Origin of the sequence: Vibrio sp. Vb1018 (assembly GCF_033338775.1) — a bacterium.
Classification (GTDB): Bacteria; Pseudomonadota; Gammaproteobacteria; order Enterobacterales; family Vibrionaceae; genus Vibrio; species Vibrio alginolyticus.
On sequence record NZ_JAWOTI010000001.1, the window covers coordinates 24,295 to 49,360 of the forward strand.

Consider the following 25,066-nt stretch of genomic DNA (forward strand, 5'->3'; position numbering starts at 1 on the left):
CGATGAGACTATTTACTCTGTAAGCGCGTACACTAAGGAATCCGATGTATACATTTGTTGCAGACAAATTGGATGTGGTTTATTTATCAACGATACCAGAAAACTACCAGTTACAAGACTTCGACGTGCCTGAAGAAGAACTCGAAATTCGTGAAATTGTAGAGGTATGGTATGAGTGTGCGTTTCTTCCTGACTTTAACCTTCAACACATCGACATCGAAAACAAAACCGCATTAGTCGAGACACAAGCGCAAGTCGTAAACAACTACACAAGTACGCTCGCTTTTTTACTCAAAAGTCGTGCTTATCGCGCAGCACTTAACCGATTATTGAGTGTATGGAGATTGGAGGCAGCAGCTAAAGCACAGCTTGAGCTGCTGTTACTTACGGAAGAACAGAGTAGCAAGCCAGTAAATTAATCGGCTAGGATAAGGGGCTAAAAATCTTAAACCCAACCATCGAATCGGAGACGTTTCTGCACGCGTTCAACCGCCTCTATCTGCATCTGACGAACACGCTCGTTAGACACGTTTAACAACAGGCCTATTTCCGACAAGGTTTTCACTCTCTGGTCAAATAATCCGAATCGATGGATTAAGACTTTCTGCAACTTAGTTGGCAAGGTTTTAATAATATTTTCAATAGCTTGAGTAAAGCACTGATTTTCACAGTCTTGTTGTGGATCTGGCGTATACTCACTTTCACACAGTTCAAGAACAAATGGAACGCGATGTAGGTCCGCAGTGGTCGATACATCAATAAAGCCACTAAGCGCAACAAGTTCATCTATACGCTCTGCTTTCACCCCTGAGCAGCGTGAGAGTTCAGAAATAGACAACTCCTTGCTCTCACTTTTTGACGCATCGAGCTTTTTTAAAGCCAGGCTATTTATCTCTTTGCACACATGAGCAGGTAAACGTACCGTGCGGCCATTGTTCATTAATGCCGCTTCTATATTCTCGCGAATCCACCATACCGCATAAGTAGAAAAACGGTAGCCTGGCTCAGGATCGAACTTATCGACCGCTTTTATCAAACCAATATTACCTTCTTCTATTAAATCGAGCAGAGTAAAGTTATTGCCTGGCCGTTTGAGGTAGCCTTTTGCGATTTTCACAACAAGTCGAAGATTAGACTCAATCAACATTTCGCGCGCTTCTTCATCACCAGCTCGATTAAGTTTGGCGTAATGCAACTCCTCTTCACGAGACAACAAATCAATGCCCACAATATCTTTGAGATAGTGAGCATAAGGGTCTTTCCCAACTGACAACGATTCTTTCATTGACAGTTCATCCGTGACAGCTCGGAACCTAGCAAAGCATTCGTTGTTCATTCCCCGTCCTTCTCAAGCCAACTTATTTCTTATCTTCTTTAATTGTTTTTGTACAACACTGTATGCATCATGCTTTATATGCATTACTTTACACTGAGTGTAGACAGGGGTTCTGATCTTTACCAAGAAATCACTTATCACTTTAAAACAATTACTGCTTCTATGATAAAAACGTGAGCAAGCGGGGGTTTATATATATGAAAGTGATAGTATTTGTACGCAAATTGGCCTCAAAGAAAACAACGCAACGTGATCGTCAACGCTTACCACCTTACTCTGACTAAAACTTTGAGGCTTGAGGATGGTTTGAAGTATCAGTTGAATTAGCGAGATCTAATTCACTTGACGAAGCGCAGGTTGAAGCTGACAGTCTGTTATAACTTGGAAAACTGCACGATTCTTTCCTTCAGACTTACCTTGATACATCAACTCGTCAGCATCTTGCAAGCTCACGATGTGGGTAAACTCAGGATAGTAAGCACAGCCCAAACTGATACTCAAATGAATTGCTTGTCCGCCCAGTATAACAGGCTGATCGTAAACGGCTTTACAAAGCATATTGGCAAAATTGAGCGCTTCTCGCTCTGACAGAGACGACGTAACGAGTGCGAACTCTTCTCCTCCAATTCTCGCCAATGTCATTCGGTCATCAGTCATCGACTTAGCGGCTTCTGCGATGGCAACTATTGCTCGGTCTCCAGCAAGGTGGCCATATCGATCATTGATTGATTTAAAATCATCAATATCAAACACCATCACCGTTAAGTTTCGCTTCAAATGATTCAGTAGCGCCAATTGCTCAATCAGGTGTCTACGGTTGTATAGCTTTGTGAGAGAATCCGTCAACGTCATCTCCAGCAATTGCTGATTGGCAATCGTTAATTGCCTTGTCCGAAGAGCAACCATACGTTTGAGGGCAAAAATATGATAAAGCGTTGCGACCGCCATAATGAAAATAGCAATAGGGAAAAGATAAAGTGGATAAACCGTTTTCACCACACTCCAACGGGTGAGGATCCGCTCACGATCCGTATCGATGACTTTTTCAAACGCTCGTGATACCTCTAAAATGGAAGTTGCACTGTGCATTCCTGCTGCAATCCGAAGATCTTTACTATATAAGCTAATTGTCGGGACAAACATACCCGCTCCCGGCGTGGTTGCCATATAAAAGTTAGCAACTTGCAGGTCTGCAACGAAGTACAGCACCTTTTTATCGACGGCGGCTTGTATCATCGAATCATTGTTAATGTATTCTGCGATAGGTGCATTCGGGTAATTCGTCTGAACAAACTCAGACTCGTAACTTCCTTTAACAACGCCAATTGGCAGCGTCATTTCGCCAGTTAAAACACTCCTGATATCAACCGAAAGTACATCTTTATTTACGTACAATTTGGTTTGGATAGGCATTATGACTGCGCCAAAGTCCATATACTTCGCTCTTTCGGGCGAGTAGACAAGTCCTCCGTGAAAGTCAGCCTTACCCTCTTTTACGGCTTGCAAAGAAGCATCCCAATCCAAAAGGAGAAACTGAACGTCGATTTGGTTGTTCGCCGCGTACTCTTTCCAAAAGTCGATTAAAATACCTTTAGGTTCACCATCTGGGCTAAGGTAAGAGAGCGGCTTCCACGCTTTGGAGTTAGCAACAATTAAAGAATGAGACTCTGATTTGTGCGCATGCGCCATCGGACAAATGGACAGCCACAGTAGTAATAAAGAAGCACACGCTTTTTTACATTTGCAACCATAAGTACCATAACTCGTCGATGACATACCTACTTCTCACCAGTCTTTTTAAACCATAATCTCGGCTGTTTGATTAGACTAAAGATATAGTAGACTTGCATAAGACAGGAAGTGACGCTTATTGATATGAATCTAACTTAGTAAGTTTTAGTACTTAATTGGTACTTTCAACGCCTAGTTCGCTGAAGCAGTTGAAGCAGTTGAAGCAGTACATGATAAATTAGGAAAACTTATCTGGTACTAAAAATTGAATATCATCAGTTTTGCAAATACCTAGTACCAACAAAAAAGCCCTATTCAAAATCCACCTTGGGGAGAACTTTGAATAGGGCTCTTTGCCTCTATGCTTCATTTTACGGCTGAAGCTACCTTTACCTTTTTTCGCTTTAACGACTCGTGTTTGGAACAGCTGACTGGTAACAACCGCTTTTAACGCGTTGTCTTTGATTTCACCTCTGCCGAAGTCGGTCTCATGTTGTGAGCCACTCGGTTGAGGACTGATTTTACGCTTTGCCATAAATCCTCCTTAATGGTCGAACCAGATTGGACAATAATTATATAAATAAGTCAAATTTATAGATTTAGTTGAATTTTATGCTAAAAAACTTCACATCACCGTCATTTATTTGAAATTTAATCAAAAACATGCTGGTTAAATAGTGACTAAATACAAATATTTGTCCATAAAGCACTAATATATGTTGACTCTTCGTGGAATTAACCTAGACTCAAACACGGCTAGAAAGAAAGTTCTTTGTTTTCACATTTCGTTGGATTACTTGTAACCCGTCGTCCTGTGGTACGCAATAGCAATTTATTTTTCCACGCTATAAGCGCCGTTGAGGCGAAAGATTACATTATTTAGATATTTAGGAAATAGACATGTCTAACACAGCTACTGGCACAGTTAAGTGGTTCAACGAAACTAAAGGCTTCGGTTTCATTCAACAAGAAAACGGTCCTGACGTATTTGCTCACTTCTCTGCAATCACTGGTGACGGCTTCCGTACTCTAGTTGAAGGCCAGAAAGTAGAATTTGTTATCTCTCAAGGTCAAAAAGGCCCTCAAGCAGAGCAAATCAAAGTACTTTAATTCTTAAAGAATTTGATACGATAGCCAGCTTTTAAAGCTGGCTATTTTTTTGCCTAAAACTTATTTTGCCAACAAAACGATATAAATCTATGGCTCTTAAACCAACCATTTACAAATTTCGTATCGCCATTTCCGATATGAATAATGACTATTACGATTCTAAAAATCTAACTATCGCCCTTCATCCTTCTGAAAAGCCGCAACGAATGTTGGCTCGCATTCTAGCTTACTGTTTAAATGCTCAAAGCAATCTGGAGTTTACAAAAGGACTCTCTACGATTGAAGAGCCTGATTTATGGCATGTTGGCGATGATCAAAGCATTACTCACTGGATTGAAATTGGCGAACCAGAACCAGACAGAATTAAGAAAGCTTCTCGCCTCGCAAAGCATGTAAAAGTTTACACTTATAACACCAAAGCGGCTGTCTGGTGGGACAAAATGTCAGGAAAGTTCTCAATGCTTCCCGTCAACGTAGAGAGCTTTGACTATGACGCTATCGACTTGATTTGTCAGCATCTTGACCGAGGTACTAGCCTTTCTGTTATGATTACTGGCAGCTCAATTTTTGTTGATATCAATGATCAACATATCGAAGTAACGGTGAAGGAACTAAAAAACCATGACGTCTCTTAGTGAACTGAGTCAAGAGATGGGATTTGAAGAAATCCCCTTTGTTAAAGAACATAAAGCAGCAAAGCGGCGTTGGTTAAAAGAACAGTCACAACTATTTACAAAAGTTTGTGAGAACAAACCCACAACAGCACCTACTCTTCACCTGCTTGGCCTTTTGACCAAATCACATATTGAAGCAAGTGCTAACTACGAGCAACATGCTCACTCTACCCAGCGTATGCAGCAAGTTCTGACTGACTCCTTGGGTAATGAGCTCGCGGATAAGTTTACTAACCAATCTGCTGAAGACCTAATCTTAGTCACCCACCTTTGGTTATACACGCAAGGCTATTTAAATATGGATTTCAGCTTGGCGCACGATCATGCCGAGCAGACTCAAAATACATTGCAGCATGAGCTTGTCATAAAACGCATGGACGTTGATGCATTCAGAACCGAACTCATGCAAAGTTTTTATCAAGGTAAAGAAGCCCGTCCGGCTTCAGCAAGTGGCTTTTGGGGTTGGTTTAAACGTCTATTTTCCGCATAAAATACATGGTTTTATCCATTTCAAACAACTGATAGACTTCACGCTCAGTGCAACAAGCATCATGATTGCATTCTTAAAGGACAGTTACCCAATGAACATCAAGGGATCATTATGAAGTTTATCCGTTGGATTTTAGGCAAGGTTATCTTATTGCTGAACGCGGTGTTCTCACCTCGTGGTATTAAGCGCACCGCAGAAGAACAGCAACGTATTGATGAAAAAGCGAAACAATACGCACTTTACCAATTTGAAGCCTGCCCTTTTTGCGTAAAGGTCCGCCGTGCAATGAAGCGTCAATCGGTGAACATTGAGCTACGTGATGCAAAAAATAATCCTACTCATCGAGCTGAACTAGAGCAAGGTGGTGGGCGAGTTAAAGTCCCTTGCCTTCGTATCGAAAAAGATGGCGAAACACAGTGGTTATACGAGTCATCTGACATCGTCGCTTACGTTGAAAAAGAATTTGCCTAAGTTCCCCCTATGAACATTGGCGGATGTAAAAGAGGCACCTAACGGTGCCTCTTTTCTATTTTTTCTAGCTAAATGTTGCCGTGCGAGCTTTCCTTATTCAGTCTTCTTGCTCAACTCCGAACTTAAACTCCACTAAGCAAATAACGGGTATGCAAGAACAACACAACGAAGATTACCACCCAACGTCTGCGTTATTCATCCACGATCAATGTTAGCTCTACGCGCCGATTGCAAGCTTTACCACTCGCTGTCGCATTGCTGCACTTCGGTACATACTCTCCGAAGCCTCTAGAAAACACTCGTTGACGTGGAATACTCGTCGCCAATAATTGTTTTTCTACTTCACGAGCTCGCTTTTCAGATAGCGTGTCGTTGAAACTTTCAGCTCCCGTACTATCCGCATGACCATCAATCACGACATCAACATCAGTTCTTCCCGCCAGATAGTGACCAATGTTTCGAATCCAGTCTTGAGATTGAGCAGATAACCGTGCAGAGCCCGTTTGAAAATGCACTTGCTCTTTCAAACGTATCATCAGGTGACCACCACTGAGCGTCTCGTGAGGAATGTTATGCCTGCTCAGGAACATTTCCAGAGAGGTCACGTTTTGCGACTTTTTTACTGACGCCCTCGCCGTTTGATATGAACGAGGGGAAGAAGCCACATTGGATGCGCTCGGGTATCCCCATTCTGGGTGTCTCAGCTCAGTGTTTGATTTAGGAGCTGTATCTAAAATGTTCCCACCTGGGACCATATCTTGATCGAGGCTACTGCACCCGGCCAGAATGCCACAAACAATTAAAAACCAATGCTTCATACCATTACCAACGTAGAAAAACTCTTGTTCATTGTGTCGACAAAACACGCCGAATCTTTAGCGCTTTTGTCCACCGATTGGTTTGTCTATGCAGCGTTCATGCCACTGGAGTCAATGCCAAATCATCTCTCAAATAAAAAGCAACACTAAAATACCCTACCCTTACAGCCCATACGTCAGGCTAAGTCTGTTACCAATGGTCTCACTTTATTGTTATTTAATGGTTTTAGTCACTATCGTTAACCGATAAACTAACGCAAATTTCTCATTTAGAGCACTACTATGTTAAAAACCATATCGAAAGGCTTTGCTGTTGTTGTTGCCGTAATGGCTTTGTCGGCATGCGATAGCGGCAAGAGTCAGCCTCAGCAAGGCAAACAATACGAAGTTTTGCCAGTATCCCTTGAAGAATATGATTTAGCTCCCCTGACTGAAGCATTCTCTTTAACTTGTGGCCACTGCCGCTCAATGGAAGAGTTTGTCCCTCAAATTGAATCATTGACCGATCAAAGCGTTGAAAAAATGCATGTAACGTTCAATGAAAGTGCACAAGTGAGCGCCATCATCTTTTATACTGCCGTAATGCAGCTTGAATCAACACCAGATAAAGCGTTTATGGCAGATCTTTTTACTGCTGTGCAAATGGGTGCCGATGCAACGGCTGAGGAACGCCAAATCGCTGTTGAGAAAGCCTTTGAGTCTCGCAACCTTATCAGCCCTTACCATTTAGATGAAGCACAGCAAAAAGCGCTGTTTGAGTACATCACTAAGGCAGAAGCGATCACCACGCGAGGCCAAATTAACTCCGTTCCAGCCTTTATCGTAAACGGAAAATATCAAGTAATTACTGGTGGTCATGACAGCGTTGAAGCCATGGCAGAAACCATCAACTTTTTGCTAAAACAACCTAAATAGACAAGGAGATTACGTGTCTAAATTTTTGTTTCCTCTTATTATTTTTATTTTGGCGGGCTTTTTCATTTACCGTACTTGGACAAACCATAAAGTAGCAGATGAAAACTTTGCCAAAGGCCAAGCATTCTTACTAGAAAATGCGAAAAAAGAAGGCGTCATCACAACAGAAAGTGGCCTTCAATACATGGTTCTTGAAAAAGGCGAAGGTGAGGTTCACCCAACGGCAACAAGTAAAGTAAAAGTACACTACCACGGCACCTTGATTGATGGCACGGTATTCGATAGCTCTGTTAATCGTGGTGAGCCGATTTCATTTGGTCTTAACCAAGTCATTAAAGGCTGGCAAGAAGGTCTACAATACATGGTAGAAGGTGAGAAAATCCGCCTTTTCGTACCAAGCACGCTTGGCTATGGTAAGAGTGGCTCTGGCCCAATTCCACCAGCAAGTGTTTTGATCTTTGATGTTGAACTGCTAGAAATTCAATAAATCTAGAAAGCTTTGTCTTAAAGCCAAAGTATCAAAACCAAAAACGCCGCGAACCACGCGGCGTTTTCTGTTTTAAGAAAGGTTAAAAACCAATATAGTGATCCGAAAGCAATGCAATGAACAACGCCAAAAGATGATAGATAGAGAATTTAAACGTCTCCATCGCGGTATTTGGCTCTGGTGCATATTTTAGCTTCCATGCATGGTACATAAAGCCAGCATTGAGGAGTAGCGAGGCAAAAAGATACACCACGCCGACCATACCAACCAAAACCGGTAGGACACAAACCAAAGTCAATAGCACCGTATACAACAGAATAGAAGTTTTGGTGTACTCAATGCCGTGTGTCACTGGCAGCATGGGAATATCTACCTTGCGGTAATCCTCGACACGATGAATAGCCAGAGCCCAAAAATGTGGTGGCGTCCAGATAAAAATGATCATTACGAGCAGCCAGGCATTCGCATGTAATTGCCCTGTTACAGCAGTCCAACCGAGAAGAGGCGGCATCGCACCGGCAATCCCTGCAATGACGATATTTTGGGGCGTAGCACGTTTGAGGTACATTGTGTATACCATCGCATAGCCGAGCAAACTCATCAAAGTCAACCATGCCGTCAGCGGGTTGACTATCGCATAGAGAAGTACAAACCCTAAGACACCTAAAACTGTAGCGAAGGCTATCACCGATGATGGTTTAGTCTCACCCGATGGCAATGGTCGTTTGTGTGTACGTGCCATTCTCGCATCAATTCGGCGGTCAATTAGATGATTAAACGCTGCCGCAGACCCTGCCATCAGACCAATCCCCGTTAGGCCAACTACCGCCTGCAACCAGGGGAAATCATCAACCGGGGCTAAGCTCATACCTACTACTGCCGTCACCAACATTAACGCCACCACTTTAGGTTTCGTTAACTTCAAATAAACGGAACTTAGTCGCTTTCGCCCATTTAACGACAGCGCGATTTCTTTACTCATAGCGAACTCCTTTCGCGGTGTAATTCCAAGCCGTTTTACCCTGCCACAAGTAAAACTGGCTAACACAAACGAGACTCAACATAACAGCGGCACCAAGGTTGTGCGCCACCGCGACATAGATAGGAAGTTGAAATACTACGTTGCTTACACCCAGCATAATTTGGCACACCAGAGTGAATAACAACCACCCTCCAATTCTCTGTGAATGATGAGAATCTTGCCTCATAAGCCCAATACTATAAGCCAATACCACGGTGGCGGTAACAATAGCGCCTATACGATGAGTGACGTGTATAGTCATTCTTGCCGGATACTCCAAGACACCAAATTCATAATTCTCGAATCCAGTTTGCCAGAAAGAAAACGCTTCTTTCCATGAGAGATGGCTCATCCAGTCTCCCTCACAAATCGGCAGTGTGGTACACATCAGCGCAGCATAATTTGACGAAGTCCATCCTCCAAGGAGCACTTGCACCAAAACAACCAGGAAAACCAACAATGAAAAGCCTCTCAGAGAGCTAGAAGATGGAGAGAAATAGAGATTGTTTTGCGCTTTTAATTGGCAGTAAAAAATCGCCTGTAACGCCAATAAAACAAAACCACCGAGCAAGTGAAGCATCACGATGACGGGCATTAATTTAAGAGTAACTGTCCACATTCCCAAAAGTGCCTGCCCAATCACCAATACGCTTAGCAACATCGGAATGGTTGAATTTACACGCTCAGACCTTACTGATATCGCTGCCATCGCAAAAATGACTAAACCTAACGTTCCTGCAAAATAGCGATGAATCATCTCAAGCCATGCTTTCTCATGCTCTACTGCCCGCTCGGGGAAGTTCAGGTTAGCACGTATGACGTCTTCTTCTTGATGCGGCACAGAAAAGTGCCCATAACAACCAGGCCAGTCCGGGCAACCTAACCCTGCATCTGAAAGGCGAGTATATGCCCCTAACATGATCACCACGAGAGTTAGGAGCAAACTGAATCTCACCAACTGAATTAATTTCATATGCACTTCCTCTAACCGACTCGTGACAGTTTTAAGAGCTTGCGTAAGTCCGCCAACATACCTTTATTCAATAGGACTAAGTCCTCATTTGGTTTCGGCGAGTAAGACATCACCAGCTGCCCAAGAGGATCAACGATCAACATTTGCCCAGGTTTCACTTTAGAGGTAACCAATTCATTCATTTGCATCGCTAACATCGATACTTCCATGGGATCTGAATGCTCAGTCTGCCAAACGACTGGCACTACTCGCTCTTGATACTTACCTAAAGCAACATGGCTTTGCTGAAGCAGGTAAAGCTGCTGTTTACACTCTTCAGTGCATTCGTTAGGCAATACATAAGCGAGTTGCCAACCATGGTCTTTGAGAGGTGACTCTTGACCAAGTTGCTCTAACGTCGTGTATGGTTCGACTAACTCGCCTCTATTGGTCACTCCGCTTTGATACCACCCTTGTGTGAGAATGACTTTTGCAATGACAGCGGGAAGCGCGAACGTACAAACCAGCGCAATCAACATTAGTCGTCCTTTGGTTACTTTAGATGTCATGCTTCACCTCCATGTGACGCAACTTTTTTTTGCCAACGAACAAAAACAATTAAAGTCAGTAATAAGAAAACACCTGCCATCGAAAACCATTGAATCGAGTAGCCAAAATGTTTGGCACTATTGAGTGGCAATGGATTCCAAGGAAAGTCATAGGGCCAACGAGTTAAATTGTCTGGCTGCAAGACTGCGGGCATAAGTTCAATATTCAGTAGCTGATTCAATTGCGCGATGTTTAGGTTTTGCACGCGAATAACATCGCCAACTTCCGGCATTAACTCTGAACTCAGTGGATTAGTAGATTTTCGGTACAGGCGTCCTGTGATGAAAGTCGAATTATCGAGTTTGGTGACCGTTGGTAACACTGAGCGTTCTGCTCTTCCCTCGACAAAACCAAGCTCCAATAACGCATAGGCACTAGGCTCATCGCTCGTCAATACAATCTGAAATGCTAAATATCCCACACTGCCTTTATGCGTTTGGTTGTCTAACAAAATTACGGGAAACGCCTGAGGAACAACATTAACTTCCACTTTTTTCCCGAGGATACTTTCCTCTCGCCAGTCGTTGTCTTCAAGAACGACGCTTAGTGCTTGGTACGCACTATCCGCACGCGCGAGAATGGCTTGTTCCAATGCTTGTTTTTCTTGCCCTCTCTCAAACTGCCAAAAACCCAGTTTGACCAAAAGAGAAAACACAACCACAGTTAAACCAACTGCAACCCAAAACCGTTTCGATAGCCATAATTGTCTTGATAACAACAATGATGAAACCGGAGGTGCCATGTCCACCGTATTTCTATTCAAACTGACGCTTGTCCTTTTGCTGCTTTTCATTATCTTCAACCTCGCAAAAGCGCTTATCGAAATGGTTCGTGAAGACCCAGATAATCCTGAAAAAAGAGACAAACCCATGAGTCATTACTTAGGCCGTCGAGTCATGTTCTCCGCTTTGGTGGTCGTCCTTTTGCTTATTGCGCTCAGCTCGGGTTGGCTAGCACCAAACCCTCGCCCTTATTAGTCGAACCAAGAGTTCACAGTGCGCCTAAAGTACGTAAACAAACACAAACAGACATAACCAAACCACATCCACGAAATGCCAATACCAGCTGCCCGCTTGAAAGGCAAAATGGTTCTTTGGCGAAAAGTGATCTTTAGCGATTCTGAACAGCAGCACGATCAAGAAGATAGTCCCAAGACAAACGTGTAAACCGTGGAACCCCGTCAACATGAAGAACGTGTTACCGTAAATACCGGACTGCAACGTGAGCCCTATGTCTTGATAAGCATGAACATACTCAACCGCTTGGTAATATAGGAAAAAGCCAGCAAGTACGATGGTTATCTCTAACCAAACAATCAGTGCCGTTCTTTTGTCTTGTTCAAGGCTTATATGCGCCATATGTAGCGTAATAGACGACAATAGCAGCAAGATAGTATTGGTAAGGGGTATGCCCTGCCACGGCATAGCTTGTGTTGTTTCTCCCCCCGGTGTCAGTGTGAGTGGCCACATCGCTTCGAAGGTTGGCCACAGGACTTCGTTAGTCATGAAGTTATTATCTGCCCCACCTAACCAAGGCACAGAAATCATTCTGGCGTAGAACAAGGCACCAAAAAAGGCACCAAAAAACATCACTTCAGAAAAGATAAACCAGCTCATTCCTTGGCGAAAAGAACGAGTAATTTGCGAGCTGTATTTTCCACTCAGTGATTCAGTAATCACATTACTAAACCAACCCGCCAACATGTAAAGCAAGAACAAGAAGCCCACCGCTAGCACAATGCCACCAATGGTTCCCACTGCACCGTCACTTTGTGTCCCCTGGACGGTCATGCCTGCGCCAACAGCAACCAAAAACAGAGCAAATGCACCGATGATCGGCCAGCTACTTTGAGCGGGAACATAATATGTTCCTGGCTTGTTACTCATAATTTCTCTCCTTACTGACCAACCTTGGTCTGTATCTCTCTCCCTGAGTGGCTAAGAGCCTGTAGGAGGGGGAAGTTTATAGAGTGTGTAAGACAGCGTTAACGTGTGTATAGACTCCGGCAAGTCCGGTTCGATATAAAAAATCAACGGCATTTGAGCTTGCTGTTTACCATCCAGAGGCTGCTGGTTAAAGCAAAAACACTCAATCTTATTGAAGTAAGCAGCTCCAGTCCCGGGAGAAACAGAAGGAACGGCTTGCCCCACCAACTTCTGCCCGCTTTCATTAAATGCAAGGTATTCGGTTTGTACGACTTCACCTGGGTGAACATCCATCGAAATCACTTTGGGTCTAAACTCCCAAGGCATAGCTGGGCTGACATGCGCCATAAACTCCACGCGAACAGTTCTGCTCATGTCCGGTTGCATACCTGTCGGTTGAATGGCGGCTACTTCACTTGTCTTTCCATTGATTCCCAGTGCGTCGCACATCACGTCATAAAGTGGGACCAGTGCATAGCCGAAGCCAAACATTAACAGGGTCGCCAAAAGCAACTTCACTGTGAGCTTCTTGTTTGATGGATTCGGTTTCATGTCACTCACCCCACTCTTTGCTAGTCAATCTTAGGCGGTGTAGTAAACGTATGATGCGGCGCAGGGCTTGGCACTGTCCACTCTAAGCCTTCCGCACGTTCCCACGGTTTTGCAGAAGCCTTCTCCCCGCCACGAATACACTTGATCACCAACCATAAGAAGATCAGTTGTGACAACCCAAATGCAAACCCACCAATTGATACTATTTGATTAACATCAGCAAACTGAATGGCGTAATCCGGTATGCGCCTTGGCATGCCTGCTAAGCCTAGGAAGTGCATTGGGAAAAACAGGACATTGACGGAAATAATTGAGCACCAGAAATGCCATAAACTCAGCTTGTGGTCGTACATATTGCCCGTCCACTTAGGTAGCCAGTAGTATGCTGCTGCCATGATCGAGAATACCGCACCAGATACCAACACATAATGGAAATGGGCAACCACGAAGTAAGTGTCATGATATTGGAAATCCGCCGGCACAATCGCCAACATCAGTCCCGAGAAGCCGCCAATAGTAAAAAGCACAATAAAGGCAATGGCAAACAACATTGGCGTTTCAAATGTCAGAGCTCCACGCCACATGGTGGCAACCCAGTTAAAGACTTTAACCCCCGTTGGTACCGCAATCAGCATAGTGCAATACATGAAGAAGAGCTCAGCAAAAACTGGCATCCCCGTGGTAAACATGTGGTGCGCCCACACAAGGAAAGATAACAATGCAATGCTGCACGTCGCGTAAACCATCGAATGATAACCAAACAGCTTCTTACCACTGAAAGCAGGCAGAATGGCGGAAATGATTCCAAACGACGGTAAAATCATGATGTACACTTCTGGGTGACCAAAGAACCAAAAGATGTGTTGGAACATTACCGGGTCACCACCACCAGCTGCGTCAAAGAAGCTAGTCCCGAAATATTTGTCAGTAAGAACCATGGTCACTGCCCCCGCTAGTACCGGCATAACCGCGATCAACAAGAAAGCGGTAATTAACCAAGTCCAAACAAACATTGGTAACTTGAACCAAGTCATTCCCGGAGCTCGCATATTTACGATCGTCACGATAACGTTGATCGCGCCCATAATGGAGCTGATACCCATGATATGCACAGAGAATACAAACAGCGCAGTGCTATCTGGTCCATAAGTCGTGGACAGCGGAGCATAAAACGTCCAACCAAAATCAGGACCGCCGCCAGGTAAAAACAACGAGCTCAACAAAATAAGAAATGCAAAAGGTAAGATCCAAAAGCTCAAGTTGTTCATGCGCGGCAGCGCCATATCAGGAGCGCCGATCATCATCGGGATCATCCAGTTAGCAAGACCCGTAAATGCTGGCATCACCGCACCAAATACCATCACTAAACCGTGTACCGTGGTCATTTGATTAAAAAACTGCGGATCGACTAGCTGTAGCCCTGGCTGGAACAGTTCGGCACGAATGATCATAGCCATCGCACCACCTGTTAGAAACATCGCAAAGCTAAACCAAAGGTAGAGGGTGCCTATGTCTTTATGGCTTGTAGAATACAACCAACGAGTGATGCCCTGGGGTGCATGATGCTCGTGACCATCATCAATCGCAATGGTACTGTTCGCACTGGCTTCTGCTGGCGCAGACTTCACTGCCTTATCTATTGGCTTACTCATATTTCCTCCTTAGCACTGCCTTGTGCCTTAAAGGCATTCACATCGGATGCTTGCACTGTATCGCCAGTATCGTTGCCCCATGCATTTCGTTGATATGTGATAACCGCGCCAATTTCTTTGTCACTTAACTGATTAGAAAAAGCCTGCATTGCGGTGCCCGGTCGACCGTTGACAATAATATCTATGTGCTCAGTAACATCTCCGGTTGCAATAGGACTGCCTTTAATCGCGGGAAATGCACCCGGAATCCCCTCACCATTTGCCTGATGACACACAGCGCAACGCGCCGTGTATATCGATTCGCCTTGCGACATCAATTCGTCCATAGATAAGTCTTGAGAGAGCGCTTCTTGTGCCGCCGCTTTTTGAAGTGCGAGTTCTTCTTTCTTACTCGCTAGCCATTCATCGAACTTTTCTTCTTCCATCGCATGCACCACCACTGGCATAAATCCATGTGCACGACCACATAGCTCCGCACACTGACCGCGATATACGCCTGGCTCATCAATTCTTGTCCATGCTTCATTAATAAAACCTGGAATGGTGTCTTTCTTGACGGCAAAGTCCGGTACCCACCAAGAGTGAATGACATCATCAGAAGTCATCAAAAAACGCACTTTGCGATTCACAGGCAACACCAAAGGGTTGTCTACTTCCAGTAAGTAATGTGCGCCTTTAGCTTCGATTCCATCAATTTGTTTTTGGCTGGTGGCAAGCAAACTAAAAAACTCAACATCTTCGCCAAAATAGCTGTAATGCCATTTCCATTGCGAGCCTGTGATCTTGACCGTGATATCCGATTGGCTTGTATCTTCCATTGCTACTAGAGTTTTTGTTGCGGGAATCGCCATAGCGACAAGAATGATGATGGGTATGACCGTCCAAATAATTTCCACTTTTGTACTTTCATGGAAATGTGCGGCAACTGCTCCTTTTGACTTGCGATGACGGAAGATGGAATAGAACATCACACCAAAAACAATCAAAGCAATTACACAGCAGATATAGAAAATCAGCATATGTAATTCATACACTTGCCCACTTATCTCTGTGACCCCTTTTGTCATGTTGTAGTCATTTTCCTTTGACCAACCAAAAGAGGAAAATGTGATTAAAATCACATTCAGTGATAAGGCTAGAGTAGTCGTTAATCTTTTCAAAAGATCTCTCCTCTGCTCAGCCGCTGCGCCTACGCGAGCTTCCTTGCGTCCCGATGCAAATATCAAACAACTTTACGAAAAATCACAAAAACTACGATTTCGACACGGTTTGTTATATTTATGTTAAAAGGCTAGTTATAGTTCCAAGGTTCTTCAAGAAATTAAATATGATTAAATTTTGTTCGGATAAGAAAAATTAATTCGGTTTATCGATTGCCCTCTTTGAAATGTAATTGAGAACCATTTACATTGATTTAAAAGAAAACATTGAGATACTTACCAAACGAAGTGTCCAAGAAAGTAGGCTCCACCTACTAAGGAATGACTGATATGACAGCACTAATTACTCAATGGCTAGAACGAGACCCTGATCCTAAGACTCGTGAAGAGCTACAACACCTCGTCGATACGAACAATGAACAAGAACTTACTGATCGCTTTGGCTCACGCCTTGCCTTTGGTACTGCAGGCTTACGTGGCAAAGTGGGCGCAGGTCCAAACCGAATGAACCGCTTGGTGATTCAAGAGACCGCCACTGGTTTAGGGCACTATTTGCTTGAGCAAGTCAAAGATGCCGCGAGTCGTGGTGTCGTTATTGGCTACGACGGTCGTCCCGATTCAAAACAATTCGCGCATGATACCGCATCCGTACTGACGGCCCTTGGTATCAAGGTTTACCTAACGTATGACGTTGCAGCAACCCCAATTGTCGCGTTTGGTGTCCGTACATTGAATGCGGCGGCCGCTGTTGTTGTTACTGCCAGTCACAATCCACCAGAATACAATGGCTTTAAAGTATATTGGGAGAATGGCGCACAGATTATTCCTCCGCACGACTCTGGAATCGCAGCGAAAATTGATGACGCAACAACGAAGCCATTACCTTTAATGTCTCTCGATGATGCAAAACAGCACGGTTTGTTAGTTTGGTTGGAAGACGACTACTACCAAACTTACCGTAAGACAATGAATGAAAACGCGCTGCTTACTCCTGACAACAACACCGATATTTCTATCGCTTACACTGCGATGCATGGCGTTGGCGCGAATATGGCGGAAACGCTACTTGCCGACGCAGGCTTCCAAAAAGTGGCAAGTGTTAAGGAACAGCGCGAACCTGATGGAAGCTTCCCAACCGTCAACTTCCCAAACCCTGAAGAAGCCGGTGCAATGGATATGGTGATGGCGTTAGGTAAGTCCGTAGATGCCGATATCGCTTGCGCTAACGATCCAGATGCGGACCGTTTTGCCGTGGCAGTTAAACGCCCAGATGGCGAGTATCAAATGCTAACGGGTGATCAGGTGGGCTCACTGTTTGGCGATTACTTGTTGGAACAGCAACCTAACGCTTTGGTTGGCAACACCATCGTATCCTCAAGAATGCTGAGCAGCATCGCTAAGGCGCATGGCGCACAATACTATCAAACATTAACTGGCTTTAAATGGCTTACTAACGTTGCCATGGAACAAGAGACAGAAACCAACCCATTCTTGTTTGCTTATGAGGAAGCGCTCGGTTATACCGTGGGTAACAAGGTGTGGGATAAAGATGGTTTATCTGCAATCGTCGCGTTTTCACAGCTAACAGGCAAGCTTAAAGCGCAAGGCAAAACACTGTGGGATAAACTGGAAGAGCTGTACCGCGAGCACGGTTTCTACTTCAACGCACAACGCAGCATCGCTCTCGACCCGAACTCTCCACCAATCGGCGACAAACTCCGAGCAAATCCACCAACAGAGATTGCTGGTAAAAAAGTTGCAGTAACCGAAGATCTAAAAACATCGGTTCGCATGTTTGACGACGGCTCTGAAGAATCCATTGACTTACCGGCAAGTGACGTATTGATTTATCACCTAGAAGATCAATCACGCGTGATTGTTCGTCCTTCTGGTACTGAGCCAAAACTAAAATGTTACTACGAAGTCATCAACCTCTTCCCTGCGGATATGAGCTATGAGCAAGCACAGCAAGCAGCAGAAGCGAAGATGAACGAACTTATCGACGCGCACCAGCAAAGTTTGTAAGTCAAAGAGAAACATAGATATTTGATACAACAAGAGGCGCAAATTCGCGCCTCTTTTTTGATTTTCACTAGAACAAGTCAAGCTAACCCGTGCTTTCCCTAGCCTACAATTTCCTTTTGTAGAAAGTACTTGTGGATGCCCTCTGCAGGATAGCCTGAGTACTGCCCCACTTTCTCAAAACCCAATTTGAGATAGAACTCAAGAGCTTGAAAGCTGTAGGTATCCAAATAAACATGGGTAACCCCATGAGGCTTTACTTTTTGTTCTAGCATCGACATTAATTGACTACCGAGACCAGAGGTTCGACTTTCAGCGTCTACCCACAAAAACTCCACAAACACCGTATTTTTAAACATTTCGCCAGTCAAGCCACCCATGATCTTGCCATTCTCATCTTTTGCGAAACAGCCTACAGCATGCACTTCCCCTTCAGGTAAATGCAGTCGGTTATAAGATCGAATACCTTCACGAACAAAATCAAGGTCTGTTTGATCTGGATTTAAACAAAATTCAAGCTTCATATATCCTCTCCTTAGGAAACACCAATATCCTAAAACAAAAAGCCAGCAATTGCTGGCTTTCTGATGGAATATGATAACTTTACAAGGCGAAACTACTCAGCATCCACAACGCCAGAATAACAAACACTAACCCCATTAGTTTATGTTGATACGTGCGGAATTTTTCGTTCTCGAGCAGCCCTTTGCCCAATGTGCCTGCTAACCCAACAAGTAATAAATTGAATGACAAGCCAAGAACGTTCAACAATAACCCTAGCGCTAGCATCTGCTCACCGGAAGATGCCGTGATATTGCTTGAGACAAACTGCGGCAAAAACATCACAAAAAAGACCAAGGCTTTAGGGTTGAGCAAATTACTCATCAAAGCACGTTGATAATAAGTTGATGCCATTTTGTTTTGACCATCAAGCTCTGGAGCCGAAGATGCCTCAGCTCGTAAGCAGTCCCAACCCATTTTTAACAAGTAAGCGCCACCTAGTAGATGAAGGACTTTAAGGGCTATTGGGCTCATGGCAATCAGGGTAGATACTCCCATCGCAGCAAGCAAAGTAAGAATAACACCAGACGTCGCATTGCCTAAGCTAGCAAAAAGACCGACCTTCTTACCGTAACTCATACTAGAGCTCGCTATCAGCAACATATCGGGCCCTGGTAACAGCAACAAAGCCACTACTGCGGTGAGATAAACAGGAAGTACAGATAAATCAATCATGATGGAACCGCTTTTCTACAACAAGGCGGCGAATGTTATACCAACAAAATAACATCATCCAGCCCAAAATAGCCAAGATAAGTCAAAAAATAAAAATCATAGTTTGCCCAGTTGAAAAGTAGCAATCAATTCGCCTGTTTATCAAAATCGAATAGCAATTTTGTACAAAAATAAGCACGATGGATCCGTTACACTTCTAAAATGATTTTCTTGAGCAGACCGGATAAAGATGAAAGAAAAGAATAAGGAAATCGCTACCTTCAAGATAGCTCAAGAGCTCGGCGGTTTAGAACTTCTCGATGCAAAGTATGAGAAGCAGAATTTTTCACGCCATAGCCACGAAGGTTACACTATTGGTGTCATCGAAAAAGGGGCACAACAATTTTTTAGGACGGGCGGGAATCATATCGCGCCACAGGACAGCATCATCCTTGTTAATGCAGATGAAGTACACAACGGGCATTCAGCCTCGGAAGGCGGTTGGGAATACAAAGCAATGTACCCTGTACCTCAGCAGTTTCAAACTTTAGGACAAGAGCTTGGTTCACCAAATGTAGCTCTGCCCTATTTCCCTCAACCTGTGGTTTACGATCCTGAGCTGGCTAGTCAGTTACGATTGGTATTTGAAACACTAGAAAAATCAGACAACCGTTTATTGAGAGAAACTTTGGTTTACGGCACGTTGATCAAGCTAGCCAGTAAACACAGCACTCATCGGGCACCACTGAAAGAGTCAACCAGAGCTCAGCGACAAGTGCAGCTCGTCAGAGAATTTTTGGAAGACTTTCCACAAACGGACGTCTCACTAGAAGAACTCGCCAAACTGTCTGGATTAAGCCCTTTTCATCTGCTGAGAGAGTTTCAAAAGCAATTTGGCTTTCCGCCTCATGCCTATCAAATTCAGCAACGTTTACGTATGGCGAAGAAGCTACTAAAAATGGGACAAAAAATTTCAGACGTGGCACAAGAATGCGGCTTCCATGATCAAAGCCATCTGCATCGACACTTTAAAAAAGCCATGGGCGTCACTCCCGGCCAATACGTCCGTCACAGCTAAAGCAGCAATATTGTACAAGGCGTTATGCGACTACCGAGCTATCTTGGTAATCTGATTTAGGAATAAATAAGAAGAAACTATGGACCACACTTTGCCGTTACAAAAAGAATCAAAAGCCACGCTATTTTGGCAAGGTACACTTGCGATGATGCCTCTGAGTATCGCAGTGCTCCCTTGGGGCTTACTCGCAGGCTCATTCGCAATTGATACTGGGCTTCACCCTTTGGAAGGACAAGCACTATCCGCCATTCTGTTCGCAGGTTCTGCACAGCTCGTCGCGATGGGTATGATTAAAACGGGAGCAGGTCTAGTGACCATGTTACTGACAACGTTTTTTATCACCTCTCGACACTTCCTCTACAGTGTATCGATGCGCAGTAAAATTGCACCGCTCCCTCTAAAATGGCGATTATCACTCGGCTTCTTACTTACTGACGAGCTGTTTGCGATTGTAGGCCACCATTCCGATAAACAATTTAATCGCTGGTATGCACTTGGGGCTGGTCTGAGTTTTTACCTGTTTTGGAATGTCGCGACATTGACGGGCATTATTGCGGGAAGTCTAATCCCTGAACTGAACGAAATGGGTTTGGAATTTGCTGTAGCCGCTACTTTTATCGCGATAGTAGTACCCACCATTAAAAATGCAGCGGTGCTCGCGAGTGTTATTGTGTCTTTGGTGAGCTCAGTTGCCCTAACCTATTATCAAATTGAGGGAAGTTTGATGATTTCGAGCATTTTAGCCATGCTTACTGGTTACTTTGTGGAACAAGTAAAGGAGAAACGCTAATGATCATGTTGGCTATTTTGCTGATGACGGTACTTGTTTTCACCAGCCGCTACTTGTTTTTAGAACCCAAGCTACCATTGCGATTAGGGACGCGCACTCAAAAAGTACTCAATTACGCTAGCCCCGCAGTACTGACTGCGATCTGGGCACCGATCGTTTTCATTCCCGATGGGGAGCTCAGCGTCAATGTGCAAAACCCATTTTTACTGGCTGCCGTACTGGCTGCTTTAATCGCGTATTTTACTAAAAATGTTCTTTTAACGACGGTTATCAGTATGGTGGTATTTCTCGTTCTACGAATTTGGCTTTAATCCGCCAACCACTCAATCTCCAACAAGGTGACATCGCCACACTTTAATCGACCAAGGAAGATGTCACCTTCATGTACCTCACCAACGCCCTTTGGTGTACCAGTCATCACTACATCGCCATCTTGAAGTGTTGTGTAACTGGTTAATTCATCCAGGATAGTTAGCGGCGGATAGAGCATTTGGTTAACGTGACCTTTTTGTACACGAACACAGTTGATTAAGAGCTCAAGGTTAAGATCATTGATATCAATGTTATCCAAAGAGACAAACCGACTAAACACAGCAGAGCCATCAAATGCCTTAGCTCGCTCCCACGGCAACCCCTGATTTTTAAGCGAGGATTGCAAACCACGCTTGGTCAGATCCAATCCCAAACCAACCGCTGAATAACGTCCATCCTTGATCAAAAAGCAGATTTCAGCCTCATAATGAAGGGGCTCTTGATGGAATGAACGCAGAGTTGTTGATACGGAAGTTGCGGGTTTATTAAATACAACCATTTGCTCAGGCATTGCATTATTAAGCTCATGAATGTGTTCAACGTAATTTCGTCCAACACAAAGCACTTTACCCACTTCTACTTTCTTTTCTTCAACTTGAATAACACTCATCATTCTTCCCTGCAAAACAAAAATCCCATCATAATCTAACCTATTGACTTAACGACACTAAATAGCAACCTCTAGTGTAAAAAATAAGACATTCACCCCGTTTTGAGTTTTGTATCATCTAATTGAAACAGCAAAGTATTTGTAAAACAAATAGACAAAAAAGCCAGCACGAGGCTGGCTTTAGATCAATGAGCTTGAATAATAGTTCTCGCTAAACCCTATTATAGGTAGTAACGAGCACCTAACGCCCATTTGTCATCAGTTTCACGACCATTGTCGTCATTTAGGTCAAACTGGTAACCCGCGTAACCAACAAATTTAGGCGTGAAGTTGTATTCTGCTTGTAGTGCCATTTCTTCACGAGCAGTTTCTGTTTTAGAGTTCTTAAACTCTTTACCTTCCACCATCTCATAGTTAACACTCAAGTTTAGGCTGTTTGCTAGAGCGTACGCGATGATCGCTTCGTATGCATCACTTTCTTCTAAACGGTCGCCTTTTGCACTGAAGTTCATGTTTTCGTTTGAACCATAAACCGCAGCAAGGAATAGGCCTTGGCCGTACGCACCGTAAGATGCTGATACAACGTGTGATTCCGCCGTGTGCTTACCTGCATATGCAGGGTGCTGGAAATCGCCGCCATTGTAAGAGTAACCGATTTTAGCGCCCATGATTGAGTAAGAAAGCGCAGCTTGCACACGGTCATCGTATTTAGCACCGCCAGTTATAACTCCAGCATCGTTGCGCGTGTAATCATCGTTTGCACCCTGCCAACCAAGACCAAAGTTGATCACACCCGCTTCACCCAGCTCGATGGCATTACGGTAAGAAAGCATTTTATCCGCACGGCCAGTGCCAAGGTTTCCATGATCGTCATAGATGAAGTCGTTGGCAAACGCGATTGGCATATCTGCAATACCTGCGACATCGTAGTAAGGTGACCATTGCGTACCACCTACTGCACGACCATAAACCTCATGCGTTATACCTAAGTAACCTAGACGAGTTTTAAACGACTCTTCACCACCGTCTAAGTAGTTTAGCGCCCATTCACCACGTGCGTCTGCGGTGAAGCCATTACCCAAATCCTGTGTCGCAGAGATATTGATACGAGGAGAGTTAGTACCCACATCCGTGTCACCTTGCTCTGATCCATTTAAATTAACAGAAACGTGGCCGCCCATCGAAAATGTTGTGCCATCGTTATTATATAGTTCCACTGCAACTGCTTGAGTACCGAAGGTTGCTGCCGCGATTGCCGCTGCTAATAATTTTTTATTCATTTCTAAATCCATTACTTATTAGTTGGTTAGTCAGTTTTAGACCCGGCTTTGGTTCACTTTCGTAAAAACGAAATGATGAACAAAGAGAGGAATACAAAGGCTATCCGAGGCATCGTTTCCACCAGATTAGTTTTACCTTTGTGTAACAACTGCCGACACTTTATTTGATTAGTTCCTGACAACCGAGTGAAAAGATCTCAGACAAAACCTAAAAAGCAATCGTTTACTTAGTCTTCAAGAAATCGAGAAATAAAAACCTTACAATAAGAAATGCTTTAGAGAGAGTTAGCTCACAAATAGCTGATGATTCGCTATTTTTAGGCCAAACTTCCCTGCCAAATTGAAATGTTTACTTACATTTAGGGTCAAGAAGCAATTCAGGAACTTTTTGAAAAAAACACAGTCTTTAACGGAGAGGAAAAAACCTCAAAAAAGATAAACCTTTCTTTTTATAAGTGGTATGAGAAGGGGAACTTATTCTTTCCAGCAATAAAAGTGCAATCAAATCATAACTTAACAGAAATCTATCTTTCATTTTCAGCCTTTACCTTAGCGTCATCAACACATCGGGCAAGAAAGCCCATCGATTACAACTAGGGTAATAAGAAAATGAAAAAGGCAGCACTAACTACTGCAATTCTTACAGCATTGGTATCAGCACCATCATTCGCAGCAACTGTATACAAAAACGACGGTACTGAATTAAAAGTTGGCGGCCGCGTTGAGTTTCGTGGTGACTTCATCGGTTCAGACGGTGCTGAAATTGAAGGTTCCATGGAAGATAAAAGCCGTGCTCGTCTTAACCTAAAAGGTAAAACAGACATCGGCAACGGCCTTTCTGCTTTCGGTGTTTACGAAGCCGAACAAAAAACGGGCAAGAGTGAATTCAAAAACCGCTACATGTATGCAGGCGTCGACTCTGATATCGGTGCTTTCTCTGTAGGTCGTCAAGACATGGCTGCAGTCATCATCTCTGACATGACGGATATCACAGAATTCTCTGGTGTTCAGCAAGTTATTGATTCGTCGTCTGATAAGCAAGACAGCGTTTTCGCATACCGTGGTGCGTTTGATGCACTACAACTTCAAGCAACCTACCAAGCAAACTCTAGCGATAACGAAGATAAATACGGCATCTCTGGAATGTACTCACTACCAATGGGCCTCGACTTTGGTCTTGCATACTCTGGTGGCGATGTAGATAAAGATAACTCTGAAGATCAAATTCTAGGTGGTATCGCTTACTCGATGGACAACCTTTACCTAGCAGGTACTTATTCTCAAGGTTCCCTGACTGACTCTGAAGACTTTACGGCTTACGAGCTAGTCGCAAGCTACAAAGTAGCAAGCAAAGTGACACTTGCAGCTCTATACACAGCTCAAGAGAATGATCCAGACAACGGTTCAAAGTACGACACAGTTGAAGGTATCGAGCTTGTTGGTTACTACAAACTAAACAGCAACTTCCGTACTTACCTGTCTTACTACATCAACCAACTTGATGAAGCAAAAGATGCAACAACAGGTCTAGTAACAGAAGGCGAAGATACACTGCGCCTAGGCGTACGTTACGATTTCTAATTCACTCTTGTCCTAAGAGCGAGTCCACTTGGCCAGCACCTTTGCTGGCCATTTTTATTTAACCCAACACAACTCGATAAGTTTTCACACTATCCAAGCATCGCTCAGCAATGAAAAACGAGCGTAACGACGCCTACTTCTGCCCTCTTTTAATGCGATTGATCACTAAGTTAGTGCATTTCATCTAATCGACAACACAGAAAAACCAAAAAACCATTTAAAATCAAACACATAAAAGTTGGCACGTGTTCTGCAATATTATTTATGCAAATGCA

Annotated in this window: 29 protein-coding genes; 13 read left to right on the top strand and 16 right to left on the bottom strand. The window is 43.9% G+C overall.

What is annotated here, in order from left to right; translation table 11 throughout:
• The first annotated feature begins 44 nt into the window (after positions 1 to 44).
• The gene (locus R7Z10_RS00040) at positions 45 to 419 is read left to right on the top strand and encodes a hypothetical protein (RefSeq protein WP_025768457.1); all 375 of its coding nucleotides are present in this window, start codon (positions 45 to 47) and stop codon (positions 417 to 419) included.
• A gap of 26 nt (positions 420 to 445) precedes the next feature.
• Here the strand turns inward: R7Z10_RS00040 and R7Z10_RS00045 are convergent, their stop codons facing one another.
• The 3 genes from R7Z10_RS00045 to R7Z10_RS00055 all read right to left on the bottom strand — a co-directional run bounded on the left by R7Z10_RS00045 (position 446) and on the right by R7Z10_RS00055 (position 3,602).
• The gene (locus R7Z10_RS00045) at positions 446 to 1,336 is read right to left on the bottom strand and encodes an RNA polymerase sigma factor RpoD/SigA (RefSeq protein ID WP_017635872.1); all 891 of its coding nucleotides are present in this window, start codon (positions 1,334 to 1,336) and stop codon (positions 446 to 448) included.
• Positions 1,337 to 1,669: 333 nt separating this feature from the next.
• Complete coding sequence (locus R7Z10_RS00050; protein WP_042521481.1) at positions 1,670 to 3,112, bottom strand: diguanylate cyclase; 1,443 nt, start codon at positions 3,110 to 3,112, stop codon at positions 1,670 to 1,672.
• Between the two features lie 193 nt (positions 3,113 to 3,305).
• Positions 3,306 to 3,602 carry an alternative ribosome-rescue factor A gene (locus tag R7Z10_RS00055; protein ID WP_042521482.1) on the bottom strand — a complete coding sequence of 99 codons (297 nt, stop codon included), beginning with the start codon at positions 3,600 to 3,602 and terminating at the stop codon, positions 3,306 to 3,308.
• Positions 3,603 to 3,967: 365 nt separating this feature from the next.
• Here R7Z10_RS00055 and R7Z10_RS00060 point away from each other — a divergent pair, with 365 nt between their 5' ends.
• From R7Z10_RS00060 to R7Z10_RS00075, 4 genes are all read left to right on the top strand, one after another.
• Positions 3,968 to 4,177 carry a cold-shock protein gene (locus R7Z10_RS00060; RefSeq protein ID WP_005375625.1) on the top strand — a complete coding sequence of 70 codons (210 nt, stop codon included), beginning with the start codon at positions 3,968 to 3,970 and terminating at the stop codon, positions 4,175 to 4,177.
• Between the two features lie 89 nt (positions 4,178 to 4,266).
• On the top strand, positions 4,267 to 4,812 hold the full coding sequence (locus R7Z10_RS00065; protein WP_005375627.1) for a YaeQ family protein: 546 nt from the start codon (positions 4,267 to 4,269) through the stop codon (positions 4,810 to 4,812).
• The gene (locus R7Z10_RS00070; RefSeq protein WP_053303766.1) at positions 4,799 to 5,341 is read left to right on the top strand and encodes a hypothetical protein; all 543 of its coding nucleotides are present in this window, start codon (positions 4,799 to 4,801) and stop codon (positions 5,339 to 5,341) included. The genes R7Z10_RS00065 and R7Z10_RS00070 overlap by 14 nt, the downstream gene beginning before the upstream one ends.
• 111 nt (positions 5,342 to 5,452) lie before the next feature.
• Entirely contained in the window at positions 5,453 to 5,812 is a 360-nt protein-coding gene (locus R7Z10_RS00075; protein WP_005375631.1) for a glutaredoxin, read from the top strand.
• A 191-nt stretch (positions 5,813 to 6,003) separates the two neighbouring features.
• Here the strand turns inward: R7Z10_RS00075 and R7Z10_RS00080 are convergent, their stop codons facing one another.
• Positions 6,004 to 6,630 carry an OmpA family protein gene (locus R7Z10_RS00080; protein WP_025768460.1) on the bottom strand — a complete coding sequence of 209 codons (627 nt, stop codon included), beginning with the start codon at positions 6,628 to 6,630 and terminating at the stop codon, positions 6,004 to 6,006.
• Positions 6,631 to 6,912: 282 nt separating this feature from the next.
• Between R7Z10_RS00080 and R7Z10_RS00085 the strand changes: the two genes are divergently transcribed.
• Both R7Z10_RS00085 and R7Z10_RS00090 read left to right on the top strand, forming a co-directional pair.
• On the top strand, positions 6,913 to 7,545 hold the full coding sequence (locus R7Z10_RS00085) for a thiol:disulfide interchange protein DsbA/DsbL (RefSeq protein WP_042521488.1): 633 nt from the start codon (positions 6,913 to 6,915) through the stop codon (positions 7,543 to 7,545).
• A gap of 13 nt (positions 7,546 to 7,558) precedes the next feature.
• Entirely contained in the window at positions 7,559 to 8,032 is a 474-nt protein-coding gene (locus tag R7Z10_RS00090) for an FKBP-type peptidyl-prolyl cis-trans isomerase (RefSeq protein ID WP_005375638.1), read from the top strand.
• An 82-nt stretch (positions 8,033 to 8,114) separates the two neighbouring features.
• On the opposite strand, the gene cyoE is transcribed toward R7Z10_RS00090, so the two are convergent.
• From cyoE to R7Z10_RS00110, 4 genes are read right to left on the bottom strand one after another with little or no spacing between them, the layout of a single operon-like run.
• The gene (gene cyoE / locus R7Z10_RS00095) at positions 8,115 to 9,014 is read right to left on the bottom strand and encodes a heme o synthase (RefSeq protein ID WP_042521489.1); all 900 of its coding nucleotides are present in this window, start codon (positions 9,012 to 9,014) and stop codon (positions 8,115 to 8,117) included.
• Positions 9,007 to 10,026, bottom strand: coding sequence for a heme A synthase (locus R7Z10_RS00100; protein WP_017635865.1), 1,020 nt, complete (start codon positions 10,024 to 10,026; stop codon positions 9,007 to 9,009). The genes cyoE and R7Z10_RS00100 overlap by 8 nt, the downstream gene beginning before the upstream one ends.
• An 11-nt stretch (positions 10,027 to 10,037) precedes the next feature.
• The gene (locus R7Z10_RS00105; protein ID WP_053350483.1) at positions 10,038 to 10,574 is read right to left on the bottom strand and encodes a hypothetical protein; all 537 of its coding nucleotides are present in this window, start codon (positions 10,572 to 10,574) and stop codon (positions 10,038 to 10,040) included.
• Positions 10,571 to 11,356 (bottom strand): SURF1 family protein, encoded by a 786-nt coding sequence (locus R7Z10_RS00110; RefSeq protein ID WP_053303768.1) that lies wholly within the window; start codon positions 11,354 to 11,356, stop codon positions 10,571 to 10,573. The genes R7Z10_RS00105 and R7Z10_RS00110 overlap by 4 nt, the downstream gene beginning before the upstream one ends.
• Here R7Z10_RS00110 and R7Z10_RS00115 point away from each other — a divergent pair.
• Positions 11,355 to 11,591, top strand: a complete 237-nt coding sequence (locus R7Z10_RS00115) for a DUF2909 domain-containing protein (RefSeq protein ID WP_005375504.1) — start codon at positions 11,355 to 11,357, stop codon at positions 11,589 to 11,591. The two genes, R7Z10_RS00110 and R7Z10_RS00115, sit on opposite strands and share 2 nt — an antisense overlap.
• A gap of 24 nt (positions 11,592 to 11,615) precedes the next feature.
• Here the strand turns inward: R7Z10_RS00115 and R7Z10_RS00120 are convergent, their stop codons facing one another.
• From R7Z10_RS00120 to coxB, 4 genes are read right to left on the bottom strand one after another with little or no spacing between them, the layout of a single operon-like run.
• Entirely contained in the window at positions 11,616 to 12,500 is an 885-nt protein-coding gene (locus R7Z10_RS00120) for a cytochrome c oxidase subunit 3 (RefSeq protein WP_005385214.1), read from the bottom strand.
• 51 nt (positions 12,501 to 12,551) lie between these two features.
• Positions 12,552 to 13,091: a cytochrome c oxidase assembly protein gene (locus R7Z10_RS00125; RefSeq protein ID WP_318103600.1), complete on the bottom strand. Its 540-nt coding sequence runs from the start codon at positions 13,089 to 13,091 to the stop codon at positions 12,552 to 12,554.
• Positions 13,092 to 13,111: 20 nt separating this feature from the next.
• On the bottom strand, positions 13,112 to 14,743 hold the full coding sequence (gene ctaD / locus R7Z10_RS00130; RefSeq protein WP_005375510.1) for a cytochrome c oxidase subunit I: 1,632 nt from the start codon (positions 14,741 to 14,743) through the stop codon (positions 13,112 to 13,114).
• A complete protein-coding gene (gene coxB / locus R7Z10_RS00135) occupies positions 14,740 to 15,903 on the bottom strand; it encodes a cytochrome c oxidase subunit II (RefSeq protein ID WP_005385208.1) in 1,164 nt (387 codons plus the stop codon). The genes ctaD and coxB overlap by 4 nt, the downstream gene beginning before the upstream one ends.
• A gap of 330 nt (positions 15,904 to 16,233) precedes the next feature.
• Between coxB and R7Z10_RS00140 the strand changes: the two genes are divergently transcribed.
• Positions 16,234 to 17,928 (top strand): phospho-sugar mutase, encoded by a 1,695-nt coding sequence (locus tag R7Z10_RS00140; protein ID WP_017821603.1) that lies wholly within the window; start codon positions 16,234 to 16,236, stop codon positions 17,926 to 17,928.
• A 98-nt stretch (positions 17,929 to 18,026) separates the two neighbouring features.
• Here the strand turns inward: R7Z10_RS00140 and R7Z10_RS00145 are convergent, their stop codons facing one another.
• Positions 18,027 to 18,449 carry a GNAT family N-acetyltransferase gene (locus tag R7Z10_RS00145; RefSeq protein WP_005375519.1) on the bottom strand — a complete coding sequence of 141 codons (423 nt, stop codon included), beginning with the start codon at positions 18,447 to 18,449 and terminating at the stop codon, positions 18,027 to 18,029.
• A 79-nt stretch (positions 18,450 to 18,528) separates the two neighbouring features.
• Positions 18,529 to 19,161, bottom strand: a complete 633-nt coding sequence (locus R7Z10_RS00150) for a LysE family translocator (RefSeq protein ID WP_005375522.1) — start codon at positions 19,159 to 19,161, stop codon at positions 18,529 to 18,531.
• 229 nt (positions 19,162 to 19,390) lie between these two features.
• On the opposite strand from R7Z10_RS00150, the gene R7Z10_RS00155 reads away from it, so the two are divergent.
• The 3 genes from R7Z10_RS00155 to R7Z10_RS00165 all read left to right on the top strand — a co-directional run bounded on the left by R7Z10_RS00155 (position 19,391) and on the right by R7Z10_RS00165 (position 21,319).
• Positions 19,391 to 20,218 (top strand): AraC family transcriptional regulator, encoded by an 828-nt coding sequence (locus tag R7Z10_RS00155; protein WP_005385198.1) that lies wholly within the window; start codon positions 19,391 to 19,393, stop codon positions 20,216 to 20,218.
• Between the two features lie 79 nt (positions 20,219 to 20,297).
• The gene (locus tag R7Z10_RS00160) at positions 20,298 to 21,008 is read left to right on the top strand and encodes an AzlC family ABC transporter permease (RefSeq protein ID WP_054574397.1); all 711 of its coding nucleotides are present in this window, start codon (positions 20,298 to 20,300) and stop codon (positions 21,006 to 21,008) included.
• The gene (locus R7Z10_RS00165; RefSeq protein ID WP_005385193.1) at positions 21,008 to 21,319 is read left to right on the top strand and encodes an AzlD domain-containing protein; all 312 of its coding nucleotides are present in this window, start codon (positions 21,008 to 21,010) and stop codon (positions 21,317 to 21,319) included. Before R7Z10_RS00160 ends, R7Z10_RS00165 begins: the two co-directional genes overlap by 1 nt.
• Here the strand turns inward: R7Z10_RS00165 and R7Z10_RS00170 are convergent.
• The gene (locus R7Z10_RS00170; RefSeq protein ID WP_017635857.1) at positions 21,316 to 21,930 is read right to left on the bottom strand and encodes a fumarylacetoacetate hydrolase family protein; all 615 of its coding nucleotides are present in this window, start codon (positions 21,928 to 21,930) and stop codon (positions 21,316 to 21,318) included. The genes R7Z10_RS00165 and R7Z10_RS00170 overlap by 4 nt on opposite strands.
• Positions 21,931 to 22,151: 221 nt before the next feature.
• The gene (locus tag R7Z10_RS00175; RefSeq protein WP_017821605.1) at positions 22,152 to 23,210 is read right to left on the bottom strand and encodes a porin; all 1,059 of its coding nucleotides are present in this window, start codon (positions 23,208 to 23,210) and stop codon (positions 22,152 to 22,154) included.
• A 609-nt stretch (positions 23,211 to 23,819) separates the two neighbouring features.
• On the opposite strand from R7Z10_RS00175, the gene R7Z10_RS00180 reads away from it, so the two are divergent.
• On the top strand, positions 23,820 to 24,791 hold the full coding sequence (locus R7Z10_RS00180; protein ID WP_136976480.1) for a porin: 972 nt from the start codon (positions 23,820 to 23,822) through the stop codon (positions 24,789 to 24,791).
• Positions 24,792 to 25,066: the final 275 nt, after the last annotated feature.

Excerpts from the sequence above, each read along its gene's own strand:
- R7Z10_RS00040 (WP_025768457.1), top strand. The coding sequence starts at position 45 with ATGTATACATTTGTTGCAGACAAATTGGATGTGGTTTATTTATCAACG.
- R7Z10_RS00065 (WP_005375627.1), top strand. The coding sequence starts at position 4,267 with ATGGCTCTTAAACCAACCATTTACAAATTTCGTATCGCCATTTCCGAT.
- R7Z10_RS00070 (WP_053303766.1), top strand. The coding sequence starts at position 4,799 with ATGACGTCTCTTAGTGAACTGAGTCAAGAGATGGGATTTGAAGAAATC.
- R7Z10_RS00050 (WP_042521481.1), bottom strand. The coding sequence starts at position 3,112 with ATGTCATCGACGAGTTATGGTACTTATGGTTGCAAATGTAAAAAAGCG.
- R7Z10_RS00100 (WP_017635865.1), bottom strand. The coding sequence starts at position 10,026 with ATGAAATTAATTCAGTTGGTGAGATTCAGTTTGCTCCTAACTCTCGTG.
- R7Z10_RS00175 (WP_017821605.1), bottom strand. The coding sequence starts at position 23,210 with ATGAATAAAAAATTATTAGCAGCGGCAATCGCGGCAGCAACCTTCGGT.
- R7Z10_RS00150 (WP_005375522.1), bottom strand. The coding sequence starts at position 19,161 with ATGATTGATTTATCTGTACTTCCTGTTTATCTCACCGCAGTAGTGGCT.
- R7Z10_RS00145 (WP_005375519.1), bottom strand. The coding sequence starts at position 18,449 with ATGAAGCTTGAATTTTGTTTAAATCCAGATCAAACAGACCTTGATTTT.
- cyoE (WP_042521489.1), bottom strand. The coding sequence starts at position 9,014 with ATGAGTAAAGAAATCGCGCTGTCGTTAAATGGGCGAAAGCGACTAAGT.
- R7Z10_RS00060 (WP_005375625.1), top strand. The coding sequence starts at position 3,968 with ATGTCTAACACAGCTACTGGCACAGTTAAGTGGTTCAACGAAACTAAA.
- R7Z10_RS00080 (WP_025768460.1), bottom strand. The coding sequence starts at position 6,630 with ATGAAGCATTGGTTTTTAATTGTTTGTGGCATTCTGGCCGGGTGCAGT.
- R7Z10_RS00160 (WP_054574397.1), top strand. The coding sequence starts at position 20,298 with ATGGACCACACTTTGCCGTTACAAAAAGAATCAAAAGCCACGCTATTT.
- ctaD (WP_005375510.1), bottom strand. The coding sequence starts at position 14,743 with ATGAGTAAGCCAATAGATAAGGCAGTGAAGTCTGCGCCAGCAGAAGCC.
- R7Z10_RS00165 (WP_005385193.1), top strand. The coding sequence starts at position 21,008 with ATGATCATGTTGGCTATTTTGCTGATGACGGTACTTGTTTTCACCAGC.
- R7Z10_RS00110 (WP_053303768.1), bottom strand. The coding sequence starts at position 11,356 with ATGGCACCTCCGGTTTCATCATTGTTGTTATCAAGACAATTATGGCTA.
- R7Z10_RS00140 (WP_017821603.1), top strand. The coding sequence starts at position 16,234 with ATGACAGCACTAATTACTCAATGGCTAGAACGAGACCCTGATCCTAAG.
- R7Z10_RS00075 (WP_005375631.1), top strand. The coding sequence starts at position 5,453 with ATGAAGTTTATCCGTTGGATTTTAGGCAAGGTTATCTTATTGCTGAAC.
- R7Z10_RS00170 (WP_017635857.1), bottom strand. The coding sequence starts at position 21,930 with ATGAGTGTTATTCAAGTTGAAGAAAAGAAAGTAGAAGTGGGTAAAGTG.
- R7Z10_RS00120 (WP_005385214.1), bottom strand. The coding sequence starts at position 12,500 with ATGAGTAACAAGCCAGGAACATATTATGTTCCCGCTCAAAGTAGCTGG.
- R7Z10_RS00115 (WP_005375504.1), top strand. The coding sequence starts at position 11,355 with ATGTCCACCGTATTTCTATTCAAACTGACGCTTGTCCTTTTGCTGCTT.
- R7Z10_RS00055 (WP_042521482.1), bottom strand. The coding sequence starts at position 3,602 with ATGGCAAAGCGTAAAATCAGTCCTCAACCGAGTGGCTCACAACATGAG.
- R7Z10_RS00045 (WP_017635872.1), bottom strand. The coding sequence starts at position 1,336 with ATGAACAACGAATGCTTTGCTAGGTTCCGAGCTGTCACGGATGAACTG.
- R7Z10_RS00180 (WP_136976480.1), top strand. The coding sequence starts at position 23,820 with ATGAAAAAGGCAGCACTAACTACTGCAATTCTTACAGCATTGGTATCA.
- R7Z10_RS00125 (WP_318103600.1), bottom strand. The coding sequence starts at position 13,091 with ATGAAACCGAATCCATCAAACAAGAAGCTCACAGTGAAGTTGCTTTTG.
- R7Z10_RS00155 (WP_005385198.1), top strand. The coding sequence starts at position 19,391 with ATGAAAGAAAAGAATAAGGAAATCGCTACCTTCAAGATAGCTCAAGAG.
- R7Z10_RS00105 (WP_053350483.1), bottom strand. The coding sequence starts at position 10,574 with ATGACATCTAAAGTAACCAAAGGACGACTAATGTTGATTGCGCTGGTT.
- R7Z10_RS00085 (WP_042521488.1), top strand. The coding sequence starts at position 6,913 with ATGTTAAAAACCATATCGAAAGGCTTTGCTGTTGTTGTTGCCGTAATG.